The sequence below is a fragment of the Salinivibrio sp. VGrn1 genome (assembly GCF_009377995.1).
Lineage (GTDB): Bacteria > Pseudomonadota > Gammaproteobacteria > Enterobacterales > Vibrionaceae > Salinivibrio > Salinivibrio siamensis.
The window spans coordinates 18,947-34,807 of the sequence record NZ_SATA01000009.1 but is presented as its reverse complement, the minus strand read 5'-3'; the positions used below and the strand labels follow the sequence as shown (position 1 = coordinate 34,807).

Here is a 15,861-nt window from a genome sequence, read left to right as displayed (position 1 = left end):
CGATTAGCCGCGTGGGTGATGAGTTTGATGCAGCTGTTTTAAACGTTCAGTCGCCACATGGGTATAGATTTGGGTCGTCGATAGGTCACTGTGTCCGAGTAACATCTGCACCACGCGTAAATCGGCCCCATGATTGAGCAAGTGGGTCGCAAACGCATGACGTAAAACATGGGGCGAGAGATCCTCTGTCTCAATCCCCGCCAGTTGCGCATAGTACTTGATGCGATGCCAAAAGGTTTGCCGTGTCATTTGACGGGCGCGTTTGCTTGGGAAAAACACATCGGTACTGGTTTCACCCAGCAATACCGGGCGACTATACGCCAAATAGTGCTCCAGCCAATCCACGGCCGACTCTCCCATCGGGACCAAGCGTTCTTTGTCACCTTTACCGGACACCCGCACCACACCTTGGCGCAAGCTCACATTCTCCATCGTCAGCCCGATAAGCTCTGTCACACGCAAACCCGTCGCATATAACAGCTCCAACATGGCTTTATCTCTAAGCTCAAGGGGGTCGTCGGTATTCGGTGCCATTAATAGTGCATCGATTTGCTCTTCCGTCAGATCTTTCGGCAGCCGCTTGGGCTGCTTCGGACTGATTAGGGTGGCACTGGGATCGTCGGGACGCAACTTCTGTCGATACAAGTATTGGAATAGGCGACGTAACGCCGACACCATACGGCTGCGAGTGCTAGACTGGTAGCCCTGCTCATGTAGCCAGTATTGGTAATCTTGTAAGTCTTGCTTGCTCACCGCCACCAACGCGCGGGTGTCGAGCCAATGGCACAGCTTCAATAAATCTGTGCGATACGAATTCAACGTGTTTTCGGAAAGCCCACGCTCCATCCACATTGCATCCAAAAACTGCTCGATGCGTTCAATGTTATTCGTCACCTTCAACCCACTTGGTTATTAATCGAAAAAACCCGCCCATCATCTGGGTAACGGTCAGCGGCTATTATACAAAATGTCACCGTCAGTTGCTGGATCATATTGCCGGTGAGCAGGTAAACTGCGCCCATTACACACAAACGAGTCGCGCTATGAAAATCGGTCTTTTTTATGGTTCTACCACCTGCTATACCGAAATGGCCGCGGAGAAAATCCGTGACTTTATCGGTGATGATTTGGTCGAGCTACATAATGTCAAAGAAACACCGCTAGCCAAAATGGCAGATTACGACTTGCTGCTACTTGGGATCTCAACGTGGGATTTTGGTGAGCTACAAGAAGATTGGGAAGCGGTTTGGCAAGACATTGATAGTCTCCAACTAAACGGCAAAGTCATAGCCCTGTTTGGCTTGGGCGACCAAGAAGGATACGCCGAATGGTATTTGGATGCCATGGGCATGCTCCACCAGCAACTACAAGGCTGTGGCGCACAGTTTATTGGTTACTGGTCCACCGAAGGTTATCGTTTTGACGCGTCAAAGGCCGTGACCGTGGATGGCAAACACTTTGTCGGTCTCGCGCTCGATGAAGACTCAGAATACGAACTCAGTGACGAGCGGATTCAAAACTGGTGCGAGCAAGTGCTACTCGAGTATCAAGCCTTACTTTGAGCCTATCCCGGCTCGCGCTTGCCAATTAATGAGACAAAAAAACCGCGCCTCTCAGCGCGGTTTTTCAGATTGCTGACGAACCCCGCCTTTTTAGGCGGGGTTCTTTTTTACAAGCGGCCGTAGGCCGCGATCGCGATATTTTTTGTTAGAGAGTGGTCGCTACCGACCAACGCCCAAATTGGCGGATAGAAGCCAGTATTTGCCTTATACCCGCCATGTTAAAGCCACATTTTCTTAGATAGCTCACCACTAACGCTATCTTCTTGATGTTTTGAGCAGCCGCCGCCAGCCAGCATTGCATTTGCACATTTGCAAGCCCTCGGAAGCGTGCGTAGCGATGTCCATGATGCTGCTTAGCGTCGGCGAAGCTTCGCTCCACAGTCTCACTTCGTCGCTTGTATATCTTTTTGCCATAACGAGACAGTCGCATTTCATTGGCACGCTCTACGGCATCAGTGTAAAGATGACGCGTGATGACCTTTTGCATAGTCTTACTTTGCGTACAGTCGTTTCTAACCGGACAGAACGCACACTGCTTTGGGTCTGAGTGATAAGTACGATAGCCGGCTCTTGTGGTTGTTTTATAGATAAGCGTTTGCCCTTTGGGGCAGCGATATGTGTCGGTTTTCTTATCGTATGTGAAGTGTTTTTTCTTGAACGTATTCTTCGTTCGAGAAGGGCGACGATAGCCGAATACGCCAAGAATGCTGCGACGCTCTAAGGATTCGGCAACCGGTGCCGTGAAGTAGCCAGCATCGATGCCCACGGCGATAGGATTGAGGTTAAATTGCGCGAGTGTGTGGTCAAGGCGACGGATATACGGTTGTGAGTCGTTGACATTCCCTGGGGTTGTATACGTATCAACGATGATACCGTGCTTGCCATCAACGGTCCTATGGTCAAGATAGAAGAAGCCTTGGGGCTTATTATCTCTGGTCATAAAACCACTTTCAGGGTCAGTCGTACTCACTTTTGTGTTTTTGACGTCCGTCTTTAATGGCGCGTCCTTGAACGGCTTTTTTCCTTCTGCTTTGCGGTCACTGACGATGTCTTCATCCAACATCTCTAGGTAAGCGCCGGCGCTCACCGGGCGCAGTTTATTCACATGCTTATTTTTGTTCGCACTGGCTTTAAGGTGCGTGCTGTCGGTATACAACTCTTGCCCTGCGACTAAGCCCTTCTCCATGGCTTGAACCACAACATGGTTGAATATGCGTTCGAAGACATCCGTGCCATTAAAGCGACGAATACGATTTTGGCTCAGCGTAGACGCATGGATGACCTTCTCTGTCAGCGACATACGCAAGAACCAACGATAAGCAACGTTGACTTCAATTTCCTTAACAAGCTGACGCTCGCTTTTGATGCCGAAGATATAGCCAAGCAGGATAATTTTAAATAAGCGAACGGGGTCAATCGGTGGGCGGCCATTGTCTTTGCAATAAAGGTGGGCGACTTCATCTCGAATAAACTCGAAGTCGATGGCACGGTCGATTTTACGAACAAGATGGTCTTTGGGAACAAGTTGTTCCATCGTCACCATTTCAAGTTCATATTGGTGTGGAGAAGGTTCTTGAAGCATACCGGAGCATCCCTATTGCGACACTCCTATTAGATCAAAGGTCTAGCTCGAAAGCTAGACCTTTGTCAGCAGTCTGAAAAACCGCGCCTCTCAGCGCGGTTTTTGTTCGCTATCATGCAGCGGTCGATATCACGATGCGTCTGCTAACGCATTCGCCCGTGATCCAACAAACTTTGCCACGCCCATAGCCACCAATGTAGGTAGCAGCCAGGCCATACCGACATCGAATAGCGGTAGGAAGCTAAAGCCGCTCATGTCAGCGCCCATGACTTTTGCCGCATCGAGCAAGCTAAAGAGCAATGCCACGCCCAACACAAGGCGATAACCCACAGCCGGATTTGGCAACCAGCGACGAATAAACGTCAAACCAATAAGCGCAATCGCGACAGGATAAAGGGCAAACAGCACAGGGACAGAAATCGCAATCAGCTGCTTGAGACCCACATTGGCCACCACCGCACAGACAGTAGCCACGACGACCACCCAACGACGGTACGTCCATGATGTGAGCGAACTAAAGTAATCAGCACACGCACTCACCAACCCAATCACGGTCGTCAAACACGCTAAACCGATAATCGCCGCCAGGATCATTTGCCCAACCGGGCCAAACAGTGCATCCACGTAGGCGGCCATGATTTCGCCACCATTTTGCGTTCCCTGCGCCACCGCACTAGCCGTTGAGCCCAAGTAGAACAGCGACACGTACACAAACGCCAGTCCAGCGGCGGCAATAATACCGGCACAAATCAGGTACATGCAGGTCGCTTTGTTGTCTTCGATACCTTTTTTACGGATCACATCGACAATCAACATGCCGAACATTAACGCCGCAAAGGTATCCATGGTGTTGTAACCTTCCAAAAAGCCAGTCGTCAGTGCGTTTTCAACATAGTTACCTTGCGCGGCCACCACTTCGCCTTGTGGGTTAACAATCACCGCGATAGCCAAAATCGCGAGCGCCGCGAAAAGCAAAGGTGTCAAGAATTTACCGATGGTATCAATCAGCTTGCCTTGAGAAAGAGAGAAAAACATCGCGACGGCAAAAAAGACCACAGAGAAAGCGCCCAGTTCTAGCTGCCCAGGAGCTGATAAAAAAGGTTTAAATCCAATCTCATAGGCGACAAGTCCGGCACGAGGCGCAGCAAAGGCGGGGCCAATAATGATAAAAATCAGCACGGCCATTAGTGTGGCAACACCTGTGGGTAAGTCACGCGTTAGGCCCTTCCAGCCTCCGCCTGCCACCGCAACCGCAATGATACCGATTAAAGGAAGACCGACGGCAGTGATCAAAAATCCGATCATTGCAGCCGTAAAGTGATCACCGGCCAACATGCCAGCTTGTGGGGGAAAGATTATATTTCCTGCGCCTAAGAAAAAGGCAAAGGTCATAAAACCTAACGCTAAAATATCTACTAATTTTAAACGCTTAGTCACGATGTATACCTACAGCTTAAGAGGGTGTTTGCAATCAATAATGTTTCACCCATCTGAAACGCTCAATTATAATATTTTGTTTCAGACGATGGGCAGAACGCAGAATAATGAAGAAGTTCATAGCCACAGTAAAGGCATTGACAAAAAACCTTGTGATCTTCTGCGTTAGCAATAACAATCAGCTCAATAAACTAGCTATTATGTTATCTGTGGTATTTTTTAACAAACAAACTCGATAACATCATGGTTACACAAAAGCAAAAAATGCTACCCCTTGATGCCGCTAAGTTGTCAGAGTGCAGGACAAATGAGCCAGTTTCGCTTTAAACAATTTGTTATCGACCACGGTGACTGTGGCATGAAAGTCAGTACGGATGGTGTACTACTGGGCGCGTGGTCTCAGCCTGGGACGGCGAGTAATAGCTTGGATATCGGAACGGGAACCGGTTTATTGGCATTGATGTTGGCACAACGTTTTCCATCCTTGTCGCTGACCGCGGTTGAGTATGATACGGCCGCGTTTCGCTGCGCCGAGCTAAATGTAAAACACTCATGCTTTGCTCGGCAAATCCAAGTACACCACGCTGATATCAACGCTTTTGAGCGCACGGAACAATGGCAACACATTGTTTGTAATCCCCCATACTTTACCAGTGGCGCCCCGTCCAGCAATCAACAGCGCGCGGTCGCTAGGCATGCAAATACCCTGAGCCATCCCGCACTTATCGCGTGCTTGCAAGGGTTACTTACCCCGACGGGGTGTGCCGATCTTATTTTGCCCAGCAAAGAGGCAGACGCGTTTATTCATTCTGCTCAGGGACAAGGCCTGTTCTTACGCCGGCAGCTATCCGTGCGCCCGACGCCGGATAAATCGCCTTCGCGCTTATTATTCACACTCTCGCCAACGACGGACGTAGTCAGATCTGATACGATCGCGGTGCGCGAGAGAGATGGCGCTTATACGCAGGCATTCGCGGATCTGACACGCGCGTTTTACCTCAAACTCTCGTAATCCAAACCGAGCAGCGTCTCGCTATCATTGGCCTTGGGCGCGCTGCCCATTTACACTATTTGCGTCTATAATACCGCGCTTAACTATCCTTGGAGAATTACCTGTGCGAAGCTTTGCCGAACTCGAGCTGGATCCAGAACTGCTCAGTGCACTTGACGATATGGGCTATCAGCGCCCTACGCTGATCCAATCTGAGGTTATCCCCCACGGTATGGATGGACGTGACATCCTTGCCTCCGCCCCAACGGGAACCGGCAAAACGGCGGCTTTTTTGCTGCCCATGTTGCAGCACTTACTCGACTTCCCGCGGCAAAAGCCCGGGCCAGGACGCGTACTGGTTCTCACCCCCACGCGTGAATTAGCCATTCAGGTGGCTGATGAAGCGCGCGCATTAGCGAAAAATACCAGTCTTAAGATCTTCACCATCACCGGGGGCATTTCATACCAAGAGCACGCCGAGCAGTTGGGTAAAACACAGGATATTGTGGTGGCAACGCCTGGCCGTTTGATGGAGTACATTGAAGCCGAACGGTTCGATTGTCGCGCCGTTGAATGCCTGATCTTAGATGAGGCAGACCGGATGCTGGATATGGGGTTTGCGAATGCCGTCAATCGACTCTCTGATGAGTGCCAGCGCCGCCGTCAGACCATGCTCTTCTCCGCCACATTAGAAGGCCGCGGGGTAGCAGGCTTTACCGATAATTTGTTGGACAACCCTGAGTTGGTTGATGTCACACCACCACGCCGCGAGCGTAAAAAAATCATCCAGTGGTACCATCGCTGCGATGATCTTGACCATAAACGCGCCTTATTAAAGGCGATTGTCAGCGAACAGGCTGAACGAGCGATTGTGTTTATTAAAACACGTGAGCGCTTGGCGGAGCTTCGTGATTATATGCAGTCACAACAACTGGATTGCGCCTGGATCCAAGGTGAAATGCAACAAGCGAAGCGTAACAATGCGATCAACCGGTTTAGTGAAGGAAAAGTCAGTGTACTGCTGGCCACTGATGTTGCGGCACGCGGCATTGATGTCCCAGATATCACCCATGTGATCAACTATGATCTCCCACGCACGGCTGACGTCTATTTACACCGTATTGGTCGCACGGCTCGTGCGGGCAAAAAAGGCTCTGCCATTTCACTGGTCGAAGCCCATGATCAACCAATGATGGATAGGATCATGCGCTATATGGATGAAGAGATTAAAGAGCGAACCATTGCTAGCTTGAAGCCAAAACATAAAAAAGCAGAGCATAAGAAGAAAAAAAAGAAGCAAAGCGTTAAAAACTCGAGCAAAGTCAAAAAGCCCAAAAAACGCAAATAGAACTAGACATCTATCAGCCTCACTGACTGGCTGATATATAAGGAATTACTCAAGGAGGCCCGAAAAGGCCTCCTTTTTTTCGCTATCGACGTCCATTTTGTTGAGCACAAAACGATCAGATTCACACATCGCGCAATGCAATGACACAAAATATTAACAATTGCGCTGCAAATCAGTTTAAGATGCTAATCGCGATAACAACAAAACATGATGCAAACACAGTAGAAGGAACTCACTATGCAATCGTTTGTCGATTTCTTAAATAGCATCATATGGAGCCCGGTTCTGATTTACACCTGTTTGGGTGCGGGACTGTTCTATTCCATACTGACGCGCTTTGTTCAAATCCGTCACTTCACCGAAATGTGGCGACTCCTCTTTTCAGGGAAAAGCTCAACCAAAGGGATTTCTTCTTTCCAAGCCTTAGCAGTCTCACTCTCCGGCCGTGTCGGTACGGGTAATATTGCCGGCGTCGCCGCCGCTATCGGGTTTGGTGGCCCAGGCGCGGTCTTCTGGATGTGGGTCGTTGCTTTTCTCGGGGCGGCAACCGCCTATACCGAGTCAACATTGGCACAGATTTATAAAGAAGAAGACAATGGTGAGTTCCGTGGTGGCCCAGCTTACTACATCGAAAAAGCGATGGGACAAAAATGGTATGCCATCCTCTTCGCTCTCGCGACCTTACTCGCCTGTGGTGTCATGCTACCTGGCGTGCAATCTAACGCCATCGGTAATGCCGTTGAAACCGCATTTGGCTCTGGCGCCATGGTTGATACCGCCATGTTTGGTGCGCTTGAAGTCTCGAAAGTGATTACCGGTGCCTTTATCTCTATCGTGCTCGGATTCATCATTTTCGGTGGTGTTAAACGTATTGCCCACTTTACGCAGATCGTCGTGCCTTTCATGGCGCTGGCGTACATCATTATTGCGTTTGTCATCATCCTATTGAACATCAGTGAAATTCCCGCCGTGGTTTCTATGATCATCGGCGATGCCTTCACACCGATGGCAGGTGCGGGTGCAGCCATTGGTTGGGGGGTTAAACGTGGTGTTTACTCCAACGAAGCGGGTCAAGGTACAGGTCCACACGCGGCGGCGGCTGCCAACGTGGATCACCCGGCTCAGCAAGGCCTAGTTCAATCCTTCTCGGTTTACATCGATACCTTGCTAGTTTGCTCGGCAACCGCGTTTATGATCATCATCACCGGTGCTTACAACGTCCATGGTCCAGGTGAAGCCTATATCGTGCAAAACTTGGCGTCTTCGGTCGCGGCAAACAGCCCTGAGTTTACTCAGCTGGCGATTGAAGCGGCGATGCCTGGCTTAGGTAAACCCTTTATCGCCTTTGCACTCTTCTTCTTCGCCTTTACCACCATTTTGGCCTACTACTACATTGCCGAAACCAACATTGCTTACCTGCGTCGCACTATCAAGGTGCCAGGTATGATGTTTGCGCTGAAAGTGGTGCTGATGTCCGCCGTGTTCTACGGCTGTGTGCGGAGTGCGAACTTGGCATGGGCGTTTGGCGATGCCGGTGTGGGTTTGATGGCATGGTTAAACATTGTTGGCATCATCATCATCTTCTTTATGTCTAAGCCAGCCCTTAAGGCGCTGAAAGATTATGAAGAGCAACAGGCCAGAGGGGTAGAAACCTACACCTTTGATCCGGTTAAGCTTGGCATCAAAAATGCCGATTACTGGGAACAACGTCTGGCGCGCCGTAATGGCAAGCAAGAAAGTGAAACCACCGATGCCGATGGCAAACCTATCAATCCAACGGCATAAGATTCAAACAGCGAATCAATGGTAAAAAAGGGCGCATCAGCGCCCTTTTTTGATCGTGTTAGCCAACGACGCTCCTAGTCATCAAGGCGGAAAATAATATCGACTTGATCACGCACCTGCATGGTTGCATCTTGGTAGCTCGCCGCGACATCCGCGCTGCCGCTGCGCAGTTCGGCATTCATCATCACAGGACGTGGGTTGCTGGATCGATAGCGAATTTGCCAGACGCCATCAACACGCATATCCAGGCTTTTCGCGAGCGCCTCGGCTTTCTCTTTGGCGTCTTGTACCGCCGCCTCACGGGCCTTGTCTTTCAAGGTGGCCTGCTCACTGCTGGTGAGCTGTACATGGCGAATACGGTTGATCCCCTCGCCTAAGGCACCATCTAGCACCGCATTCAATTTATCGAGCTGATTGAGTGTCACAGTAACGTGGCGTTCCGCACGGTAGCCAATCAGCTCAGGCGCTTTGTCTTTGGCGTGTTGATAACGCGGTGACAGCTGAATATGCGCACTCTCGATTTGTTCGCGCTTTACCCCTTGTGCCGACAGCCGATTGATAAACGCCGTGACCGCTTTGTCGGATGCGGCTTTCGCAGCTTTCGCCGTTTTACGCTCAGTGACCACGCCCACTTCAATGCTCGCCATGTCTGGCGCAGCGGTCACTTCCCCGACACCGGTAATGTCCAAGTGAGGAAAATCAATATTGGCCATCGCGGCGGGTGCCATCACTAAGGCCCCCGTCAGCCATACCATTGCTTTCAATTTTTGCATAATCTCTCCTTTGAGAAGGCAAGCGATAGATAGTGAGTAACGCTAAGTCAGACGCGAAAAAACACCAAAAGCTCCCCTGCCAACGTCAATTTTGTGTCAATATTGAACCAGTGCTTGTTTCGCCGCTTGCTGACAAGCGTGGGTAATCGCCGCTAACACACCACTTTCCATCGCCCAAAAATGCCAGTACAAATGCCGTGACTCCACTTTCCCCGGCATCACATCCACCAAGCGCCCGTCCGCTAACTGCGCTGACACCATAATCCGTGGGATCAAACAATACGCCATACTTTGCGATGCCATGGCCACAAATGCCTCCGAAGAGCGGACAATATGTCGGCGCCACCCCGCTGCGGGCATGGCATAATGAGCCGCTAGAAAATCCGCATGCATATCGTCATGTGCATCAAAAATCACTGCCGGCGCCGCCATTAACGCCTCTCTATCAATCCCATCAGAAAAGTATCGCTGAGCAAACGCTGGGGTAGCCACACAACTGTAGTCCATGGTACCCAAGTAACGACAATCACAGCCATGCATCGGCGTGGAGTCAGTGCTGATCGCCGCAATCGCTTCACCGCTGCGCATTTTATTGAGCGTACGGCTTTCATCTTCAACCAATAAATTAAAGTCAATCGCTTGATGGGCGGTCAGTGGCGCGAGGGCCGAAAGTAGCCAAGTCGCTAAACTATCCGCGTTGGTGGCAATGGAGACCGGCAAGACTGACCCATCAATACCTGGTGCCAGCTCAGGCAAGGTTTCTTGCTCCAACAGTTGCACGCGTCGATAAAGACCCAGTAGACGCTGACCGATCGGCGTTGGCCGCGGAGGTTGCTCACGCACCATTACAGGCTGGGCGATTTGCCGCTCTAACTGCTTTATACGTTGAGAGACCGCAGATTGAGTAATGAACAGGGCCGCCGCCGCGCGTTCAAAACTTCCCCAAGAGATCACCGCATCTAACGCTTCTACTCCTCGATAATCCATCCTTGCGCCTCATTAGTTAAATTAATTAACCATAAATATAATTAAGTTCCTTTAATAGGCAATCCTGCTTAAAGTGAGGGTTATACCAGTAAAAAGAAGGAAGAACAGGGTGAGCAGCTTTCTCGTCGCACTTCAGGGCTTAGGATTAAGCCTAACCATGATTATTCCCATTGGCGCTCAGAATGCCTATGTGATTAACCAAGGTATCAGCCGTGAACACCATATGACCACAGCATCGATCTGCTTTATTTGCGATATTATTTTGATTTCAAGTGGTATTTTTGGCGGAGGGGCATTGTTAGCAAGCTACCCACTTCTGCTCAACACCATTACGCTCGCGGGGATCGCTTTTCTGAGTGTGTATGCATGGCAGTTTATCCAAAGCGCACGTCAGCACAGCCAAGACGTGTCAATGGCGACACCCACCATGAGTCGAGGCCGCCGCGCGGTGATCATTGGTGCCTTGGCGGTGACCTTACTCAATCCGCATGTGTATCTCGATACCGTGGTAGTGTTAGGGGCAATTGGTGGCCAATTTGCGTTCGATGAACGCGTTGCCTTTACTGTCGGCGCCCTAATGGGATCGTGCCTTTGGTTTTACGGTTTATCAGCAGGGGCCGCGCGCTTGTCGCCGTGGCTCTCCACGCCCTCTATCCGGCGACTGCTCGACCTACTCATGGCGAGTATGATGTTATTCGTGGCCGGTAAGCTCGCACTTGGCCTGTACGCACGTTTACTGGCGGGTTAAAAAAACAGGGATGCGGCCACGCTGCCGCATCCATAATGACGGTCGCCCGCCGTGAGGTTACGCTTGGCCCTCGCCGCGCTCGAAATGAACACTCATTTGCGGGAACGGAATTTCAATACCATTTTCGTCCAGTGCTTCTTTGATGGTTGGCAACAGCTCAAAGTAAACACTCCAGTAGTCTTCTGTTTTCACCCAAGGGCGCACCACAAAATTGACCGATGAGTCGGCTAACGTCATCACCGCCACATTGGGCTCAGGGTCTTTCAGAATCAAGGGGTGTTGAGTGACGATGTTGGTTAACACCGCTTTGGTTTTCTTCAAATCCGCGCTGTACGCTACGCCAATAGTCAAGTCAATGCGGCGTGTCGCGTGCTTGGAATAGTTAGTGATTGGACTACTGATCACGGACCCATTAGGAACCACCACCATTTTGTTGTCAGGGGTCGTGAGCACCGTAGAGAACACTTGAATGGACTCAACAGAGCCAGCGACTCCGGCCAATTCGACGTAATCGCCCGATTTGAACGGACGGAACATCACAATCAACACCCCGGCGGCAAAGTTTGCCAACGAGCCTTGCAAGGCAAGACCCACGGCTAAACCTGCGGCACCTAAGATGGCAATCACAGACGCCGTTTGCACACCCACGCGGCTTAATGCTGCAATTAAAACAATGACAAACAGTAAGTAACGCACCAAACCATGGATAAACTCCACCACCGCGTTATCCATGTTGCGCTTGCGCATGACACCCGCCATGGAGTTAGCTAAACCTTTAACTACAAGGTTACCAATCACCAAGATCAGTAGCGCGGAAATAATGTTCACCCCGTACTGCGTCAACAGATCTTGATTATCCATCAGCCAAGTCTGGGCCCATTTAGCGCCCTCTACCACTGTGTTTTCCTCACTCATTCAATTTCCCTTTTCAAGTTGGGATAAACGGTAACCCTATGTTAACAGCCTTTTACTGGTCGCTGTCTATCTCAATTACGCAAAATGTCTACCCAATGAGACGTGTCGCTATCACGCAGATATAAAAAAACCCGCCAAGCGGCGGGCTTTTACATTCAACACTGTTGTGACGTTTACAGGACGTCAACTGCGTTGAGGTCTTTGAAAGCTTGCTCCAAGCGCGCAACCATCGACTCTTGACCTTTACGTAGCCAAACGCGTGGGTCATAGAATTTTTTGTTTGGCTGATCATCACCTTTCGGGTTACCGATTTGGCTTTGCAGGTAGCCTTCGTTGTCTTGGTAATACTGACGAATACCATCCCATGTAGCCCACTGGGTATCGGTATCGATGTTCATTTTGATCACACCGTAACCAATGGATTCTTGAATTTGCTCTTCTGAAGAACCCGAACCACCATGGAACACGAAGTTCAGACCATTGGTCGGCAGACCAAATTTCTCTGAACAGTAAGCCTGTGATTCACGAAGAATTTCTGGCTTAAGTACCACGTTACCTGGCTTATAAACACCGTGAACGTTACCGAATGAAGCGGCAATGGTAAAACGAGGGCTTACAGCAGACAGTTTTTCGTACGCGTAAGCCACTTCTTCTGGTTTGGTGTAAAGGTCAGCCGTATCAACATCGCTGTTGTCCACGCCGTCTTCTTCACCACCAGTGATACCCAGTTCGATTTCTAGCGTCATGCCCATTTTGTCCATGCGCGCTAGGTATTCGGCACAGATTTCCATGTTCTCTTCTAGAGACTCTTCAGACAGGTCAATCATGTGAGAAGAGAAAAGCGGTTTACCGTGCTCTTTGAAGAAGGCTTCGCCAGCGTCAAGTAGACCATCAATCCAAGGCAGTAGTTTTTTCGCAGCGTGGTCAGTGTGCATGATCACCGGCACACCGTAGACTTCAGCCATGGCGTGAACGTACTTCGCACCAGCAACAGCGCCTTTAATTTGCGCTTCTTGGCCTTCTAGTTTCAGACCTTTGCCCGGGAAGAAACCCGCACCACCGTTAGAGAACTGAATAACCACTGGCGCTTTTACTTTCGCCGCGGCTTCCATCACTGCGTTGATTGAGTCAGTGTTAACCACGTTGACTGCAGGCAATGCAAACTTGTTCTCTTTGGCAACTTCAAATACTTTCTGAACGTCATCGCCAAAGATAACGCCAGGTTTTACAAAATCAAAAACTTTAGACATGGCTCTTGTCCTATTAACTCGGGTTGTCTTTGCTGAACTGAGTAAAGATGCCTGAAGCACCCTTATCAATCTGGTGCAATCGTTTACGACTCGGCCTATTGTAGTCAAACGAAAGCAAAAACGGGAGATGTCACTCCCGTTTTATTATCTGGTTTATGCGTCTTTGGCGCGTGCTTCCAGCATTTCTACCGCTGGAAGAGGCTTGCCTTCAACAAACTCTAGGAACGCGCCGCCACCGGTTGAGATGTAAGACACGTCAGCTTGGATGCCGAACTTGTCAATCGCCGCGAGGGTATCGCCGCCACCTGCAACAGAGAAGCCTTCAGACTCCGCGATCGCTTTTGAAATACCCGCGGTGCCTGCTTCGAAGTTCTTAAACTCAAACACGCCAACAGGGCCATTCCAAAGAATGGTTTTGGCATTTTTCAAAATGTCTGCCAATGCCTGGGTTGATTCAGGACCAAGGTCGAAAATCATGTCGTCGTCTTGTACATCTTCAACGCGCTTGATCTCTGCTTCCGCGTTTTCATCAAACGCTTTCGCACACGCAACGTCGGTCGCGACAGGAATATGGCACTCTTCCATTAAAGATTTCGCCGTATCCACTAAGTCCGCCTCATACAGCGACTTACCGACATTGTGGCCGTCAGCTGCGATAAAGGTGTTCGCAATACCACCGCCCACAACCAGCTGGTCAGCAACGGTTGACAGTGATTTCAGCACCGTCAGTTTGGTAGACACTTTTGACCCACCCACAATGGCAACCATTGGGCGAGCAGGGTTGTCCATCGCTTTGCCTAACGCATCCAGCTCGTTGGCCAGCAGTGGACCGGCGCAAGCTACAGGCGCATGCGTGCCCACACCATGGGTTGACGCTTGCGCACGGTGCGCGGTGCCGAATGCATCCATCACGAAGATATCACAAAGCGCTGCATACTTTTTAGAGAGCGCTTCGTCGTTCTTCTTTTCGCCTTTATTAAAGCGCACGTTCTCAAGCACCACCAGCTCACCGGCATTAAGCTCAAGACCGTCTAGATAGTCTTTAGCGAGGCTGACCTTACAATCCAGCGCATCATCAAGGTAGTTGACTACCGGCTGCAGTGAATACTGATCTTCAGGCTGACCTTCTTCAGGACGACCTAGGTGAGAGGTCACCATGACTTTTGCACCGGCTTCTAAGCAGTGCTTAATCGTAGGCAGTGATGCCAAAATACGTGCGTCAGAGGTCACTTTCCCGTCTTTTACAGGCACGTTCAGATCAGCACGGATAAACACACGCTTTCCGGCAAGATCTAAGTCGGTCATCTTAATTACAGACATATGGTCCTCGCTATAAGGTTGCAAATTGAAACTGATTTAATCAGGGCAACACCCCACCCACGCTTGCGTCTATTACGCCATGGCAAGTGTGGTATCTAACATTCGGTTGGCAAAACCCCACTCGTTATCGCACCAAACCAGCGTTTTAATCAGCTGGTGATCACTGACTCGTGTTTGCGATCCATCAACAATGGCGCTGTGTGAGTCGTGGTTAAAGTCGATCGATACCAAGGGCGCTTCGGTATAATCCAGTATACCGTCTAATGTACATCGAGATGCCGTCTGCAGAGCTTGATTTACGTCATTAACTTTCACTTTAGTACGTACAGTGACACTTAAATCCATCGCTGTCACGTTTATCGTCGGTACACGCACCGAGATCGCTTCAAATTTGTCAGAAAATTTCGGAAAAATCCTACCAATACCAACATGGAGTTTGGTATCCACCGGGATGATCGATTGGCTTGCGGTGCGCGTACGGCGCAGATCAGAGTGATACGCATCAATCACCTGCTGGTCATTCATTGAAGAGTGAATGGTAGTGATAGTGCCGGACTCAATCCCAAAGTGTTCGTCCAAGGCTTTGATCACTGGGACGATACAATTGGTGGTGCATGAGCCATTAGAGACAATACGATCATCCGCGGTTAACGCATCATGGTTGACCCCGTAAATAACGGTACGGTCAACATCTTGGCTGGCGGGATGTGAAAACAAGACTTTTTTAGCACCTGCAGCAATATGAGCCTCACCGTCTTCTCGTGTGCCAAACTTGCCCGTGCAGTCCAAGACAATATCAACATCAAGGTCACGCCAAGGTAAAAGCTGAAGTTCCGGTAAGTGAAGCAGGCGAATGCTGTCGGTGGCGACAAACAAATGTTCTTGGTTATAGGAAACCGGCCAGCCGAACCGACCATGGCTTGAGTCATATTGCAGCAGATGCGCCATCGCCTCGGGCTCTGCGAGCTCATTAATCGCGACCACTTGAATGCGATCGTGCTTGCCACTTTCATACAGGGCCCGCAATACACTGCGCCCTATACGACCAAATCCATTAATTGCGACTCTTAATGCCATGTCCATCGGTGCTCGTTTAACGATGCCCCATAGTGTATCTCAAGCACGTAAAAGACGCACGTGTTGTGTGAGCCTTCTCACGCGCC

14 protein-coding genes are annotated in these 15,861 nt (G+C 50.1%); 5 read left to right on the top strand and 9 right to left on the bottom strand.

Annotated features, from left to right (window positions below; all coding sequences use genetic code 11):
• Positions 1 to 3 precede the first annotated feature (3 nt).
• Positions 4 to 894, bottom strand: coding sequence for a site-specific tyrosine recombinase XerD (gene xerD / locus EHW56_RS12800; protein ID WP_077459008.1), 891 nt, complete (start codon positions 892 to 894; stop codon positions 4 to 6).
• A gap of 149 nt (positions 895 to 1,043) precedes the next feature.
• Between xerD and fldB the strand changes: the two genes are divergently transcribed.
• The gene (gene fldB, locus EHW56_RS12795; RefSeq protein ID WP_152799934.1) at positions 1,044 to 1,562 is read left to right on the top strand and encodes a flavodoxin FldB; all 519 of its coding nucleotides are present in this window, start codon (positions 1,044 to 1,046) and stop codon (positions 1,560 to 1,562) included.
• A gap of 145 nt (positions 1,563 to 1,707) precedes the next feature.
• On the opposite strand, the gene EHW56_RS12790 is transcribed toward fldB, so the two are convergent.
• Together EHW56_RS12790 and brnQ are read right to left on the bottom strand one after the other, a co-directional pair.
• Positions 1,708 to 3,144, bottom strand: coding sequence for an IS1182 family transposase (locus EHW56_RS12790; protein ID WP_152799936.1), 1,437 nt, complete (start codon positions 3,142 to 3,144; stop codon positions 1,708 to 1,710).
• Positions 3,145 to 3,273: 129 nt separating this feature from the next.
• Positions 3,274 to 4,581, bottom strand: a complete 1,308-nt coding sequence (gene brnQ / locus EHW56_RS12785; RefSeq protein ID WP_172970046.1) for a branched-chain amino acid transport system II carrier protein — start codon at positions 4,579 to 4,581, stop codon at positions 3,274 to 3,276.
• A gap of 307 nt (positions 4,582 to 4,888) precedes the next feature.
• On the opposite strand from brnQ, the gene EHW56_RS12780 reads away from it, so the two are divergent.
• The 3 genes from EHW56_RS12780 (at position 4,889) to EHW56_RS12770 (ending at position 8,705) form a co-directional block, all read left to right on the top strand.
• The gene (locus EHW56_RS12780) at positions 4,889 to 5,593 is read left to right on the top strand and encodes a tRNA1(Val) (adenine(37)-N6)-methyltransferase (protein WP_172970047.1); all 705 of its coding nucleotides are present in this window, start codon (positions 4,889 to 4,891) and stop codon (positions 5,591 to 5,593) included.
• 103 nt (positions 5,594 to 5,696) lie between these two features.
• The gene (gene srmB, locus EHW56_RS12775; RefSeq protein ID WP_172970048.1) at positions 5,697 to 6,920 is read left to right on the top strand and encodes an ATP-dependent RNA helicase SrmB; all 1,224 of its coding nucleotides are present in this window, start codon (positions 5,697 to 5,699) and stop codon (positions 6,918 to 6,920) included.
• Positions 6,921 to 7,157: 237 nt separating this feature from the next.
• Positions 7,158 to 8,705, top strand: a complete 1,548-nt coding sequence (locus EHW56_RS12770) for a sodium:alanine symporter family protein (protein ID WP_077459005.1) — start codon at positions 7,158 to 7,160, stop codon at positions 8,703 to 8,705.
• 74 nt (positions 8,706 to 8,779) lie between these two features.
• Here EHW56_RS12770 and EHW56_RS12765 read toward each other — a convergent pair whose 3' ends face one another.
• Complete coding sequence (locus tag EHW56_RS12765; protein ID WP_152799942.1) at positions 8,780 to 9,478, bottom strand: oxidative stress defense protein; 699 nt, start codon at positions 9,476 to 9,478, stop codon at positions 8,780 to 8,782.
• A 96-nt stretch (positions 9,479 to 9,574) separates the two neighbouring features.
• Complete coding sequence (locus EHW56_RS12760; RefSeq protein ID WP_152799944.1) at positions 9,575 to 10,465, bottom strand: LysR family transcriptional regulator ArgP; 891 nt, start codon at positions 10,463 to 10,465, stop codon at positions 9,575 to 9,577.
• A gap of 157 nt (positions 10,466 to 10,622) precedes the next feature.
• Here EHW56_RS12760 and EHW56_RS12755 point away from each other — a divergent pair, with 157 nt between their 5' ends.
• Positions 10,623 to 11,213 (top strand): LysE/ArgO family amino acid transporter, encoded by a 591-nt coding sequence (locus tag EHW56_RS12755; RefSeq protein WP_046075195.1) that lies wholly within the window; start codon positions 10,623 to 10,625, stop codon positions 11,211 to 11,213.
• A 57-nt stretch (positions 11,214 to 11,270) separates the two neighbouring features.
• Here EHW56_RS12755 and mscS read toward each other — a convergent pair whose 3' ends face one another.
• From mscS to epd, 4 genes are all read right to left on the bottom strand, one after another.
• Positions 11,271 to 12,128 carry a small-conductance mechanosensitive channel MscS gene (mscS, locus tag EHW56_RS12750; RefSeq protein WP_152799946.1) on the bottom strand — a complete coding sequence of 286 codons (858 nt, stop codon included), beginning with the start codon at positions 12,126 to 12,128 and terminating at the stop codon, positions 11,271 to 11,273.
• A 173-nt stretch (positions 12,129 to 12,301) separates the two neighbouring features.
• Positions 12,302 to 13,378, bottom strand: a complete 1,077-nt coding sequence (gene fbaA, locus EHW56_RS12745) for a class II fructose-bisphosphate aldolase (protein ID WP_152796390.1) — start codon at positions 13,376 to 13,378, stop codon at positions 12,302 to 12,304.
• A 153-nt stretch (positions 13,379 to 13,531) separates the two neighbouring features.
• Positions 13,532 to 14,698, bottom strand: a complete 1,167-nt coding sequence (locus EHW56_RS12740; protein ID WP_046075071.1) for a phosphoglycerate kinase — start codon at positions 14,696 to 14,698, stop codon at positions 13,532 to 13,534.
• Between the two features lie 72 nt (positions 14,699 to 14,770).
• Positions 14,771 to 15,775 carry an erythrose-4-phosphate dehydrogenase gene (gene epd / locus EHW56_RS12735; RefSeq protein ID WP_077578346.1) on the bottom strand — a complete coding sequence of 335 codons (1,005 nt, stop codon included), beginning with the start codon at positions 15,773 to 15,775 and terminating at the stop codon, positions 14,771 to 14,773.
• Positions 15,776 to 15,861 lie beyond the last annotated feature (86 nt).

Excerpts from the sequence above, each read along its gene's own strand:
- fldB (WP_152799934.1), top strand. The coding sequence starts at position 1,044 with ATGAAAATCGGTCTTTTTTATGGTTCTACCACCTGCTATACCGAAATG.
- EHW56_RS12790 (WP_152799936.1), bottom strand. The coding sequence starts at position 3,144 with ATGCTTCAAGAACCTTCTCCACACCAATATGAACTTGAAATGGTGACG.
- EHW56_RS12780 (WP_172970047.1), top strand. The coding sequence starts at position 4,889 with ATGAGCCAGTTTCGCTTTAAACAATTTGTTATCGACCACGGTGACTGT.
- EHW56_RS12770 (WP_077459005.1), top strand. The coding sequence starts at position 7,158 with ATGCAATCGTTTGTCGATTTCTTAAATAGCATCATATGGAGCCCGGTT.
- EHW56_RS12765 (WP_152799942.1), bottom strand. The coding sequence starts at position 9,478 with ATGCAAAAATTGAAAGCAATGGTATGGCTGACGGGGGCCTTAGTGATG.
- EHW56_RS12760 (WP_152799944.1), bottom strand. The coding sequence starts at position 10,465 with ATGGATTATCGAGGAGTAGAAGCGTTAGATGCGGTGATCTCTTGGGGA.
- EHW56_RS12755 (WP_046075195.1), top strand. The coding sequence starts at position 10,623 with ATGATTATTCCCATTGGCGCTCAGAATGCCTATGTGATTAACCAAGGT.
- mscS (WP_152799946.1), bottom strand. The coding sequence starts at position 12,128 with ATGAGTGAGGAAAACACAGTGGTAGAGGGCGCTAAATGGGCCCAGACT.
- fbaA (WP_152796390.1), bottom strand. The coding sequence starts at position 13,378 with ATGTCTAAAGTTTTTGATTTTGTAAAACCTGGCGTTATCTTTGGCGAT.
- EHW56_RS12740 (WP_046075071.1), bottom strand. The coding sequence starts at position 14,698 with ATGTCTGTAATTAAGATGACCGACTTAGATCTTGCCGGAAAGCGTGTG.
- epd (WP_077578346.1), bottom strand. The coding sequence starts at position 15,775 with ATGGCATTAAGAGTCGCAATTAATGGATTTGGTCGTATAGGGCGCAGT.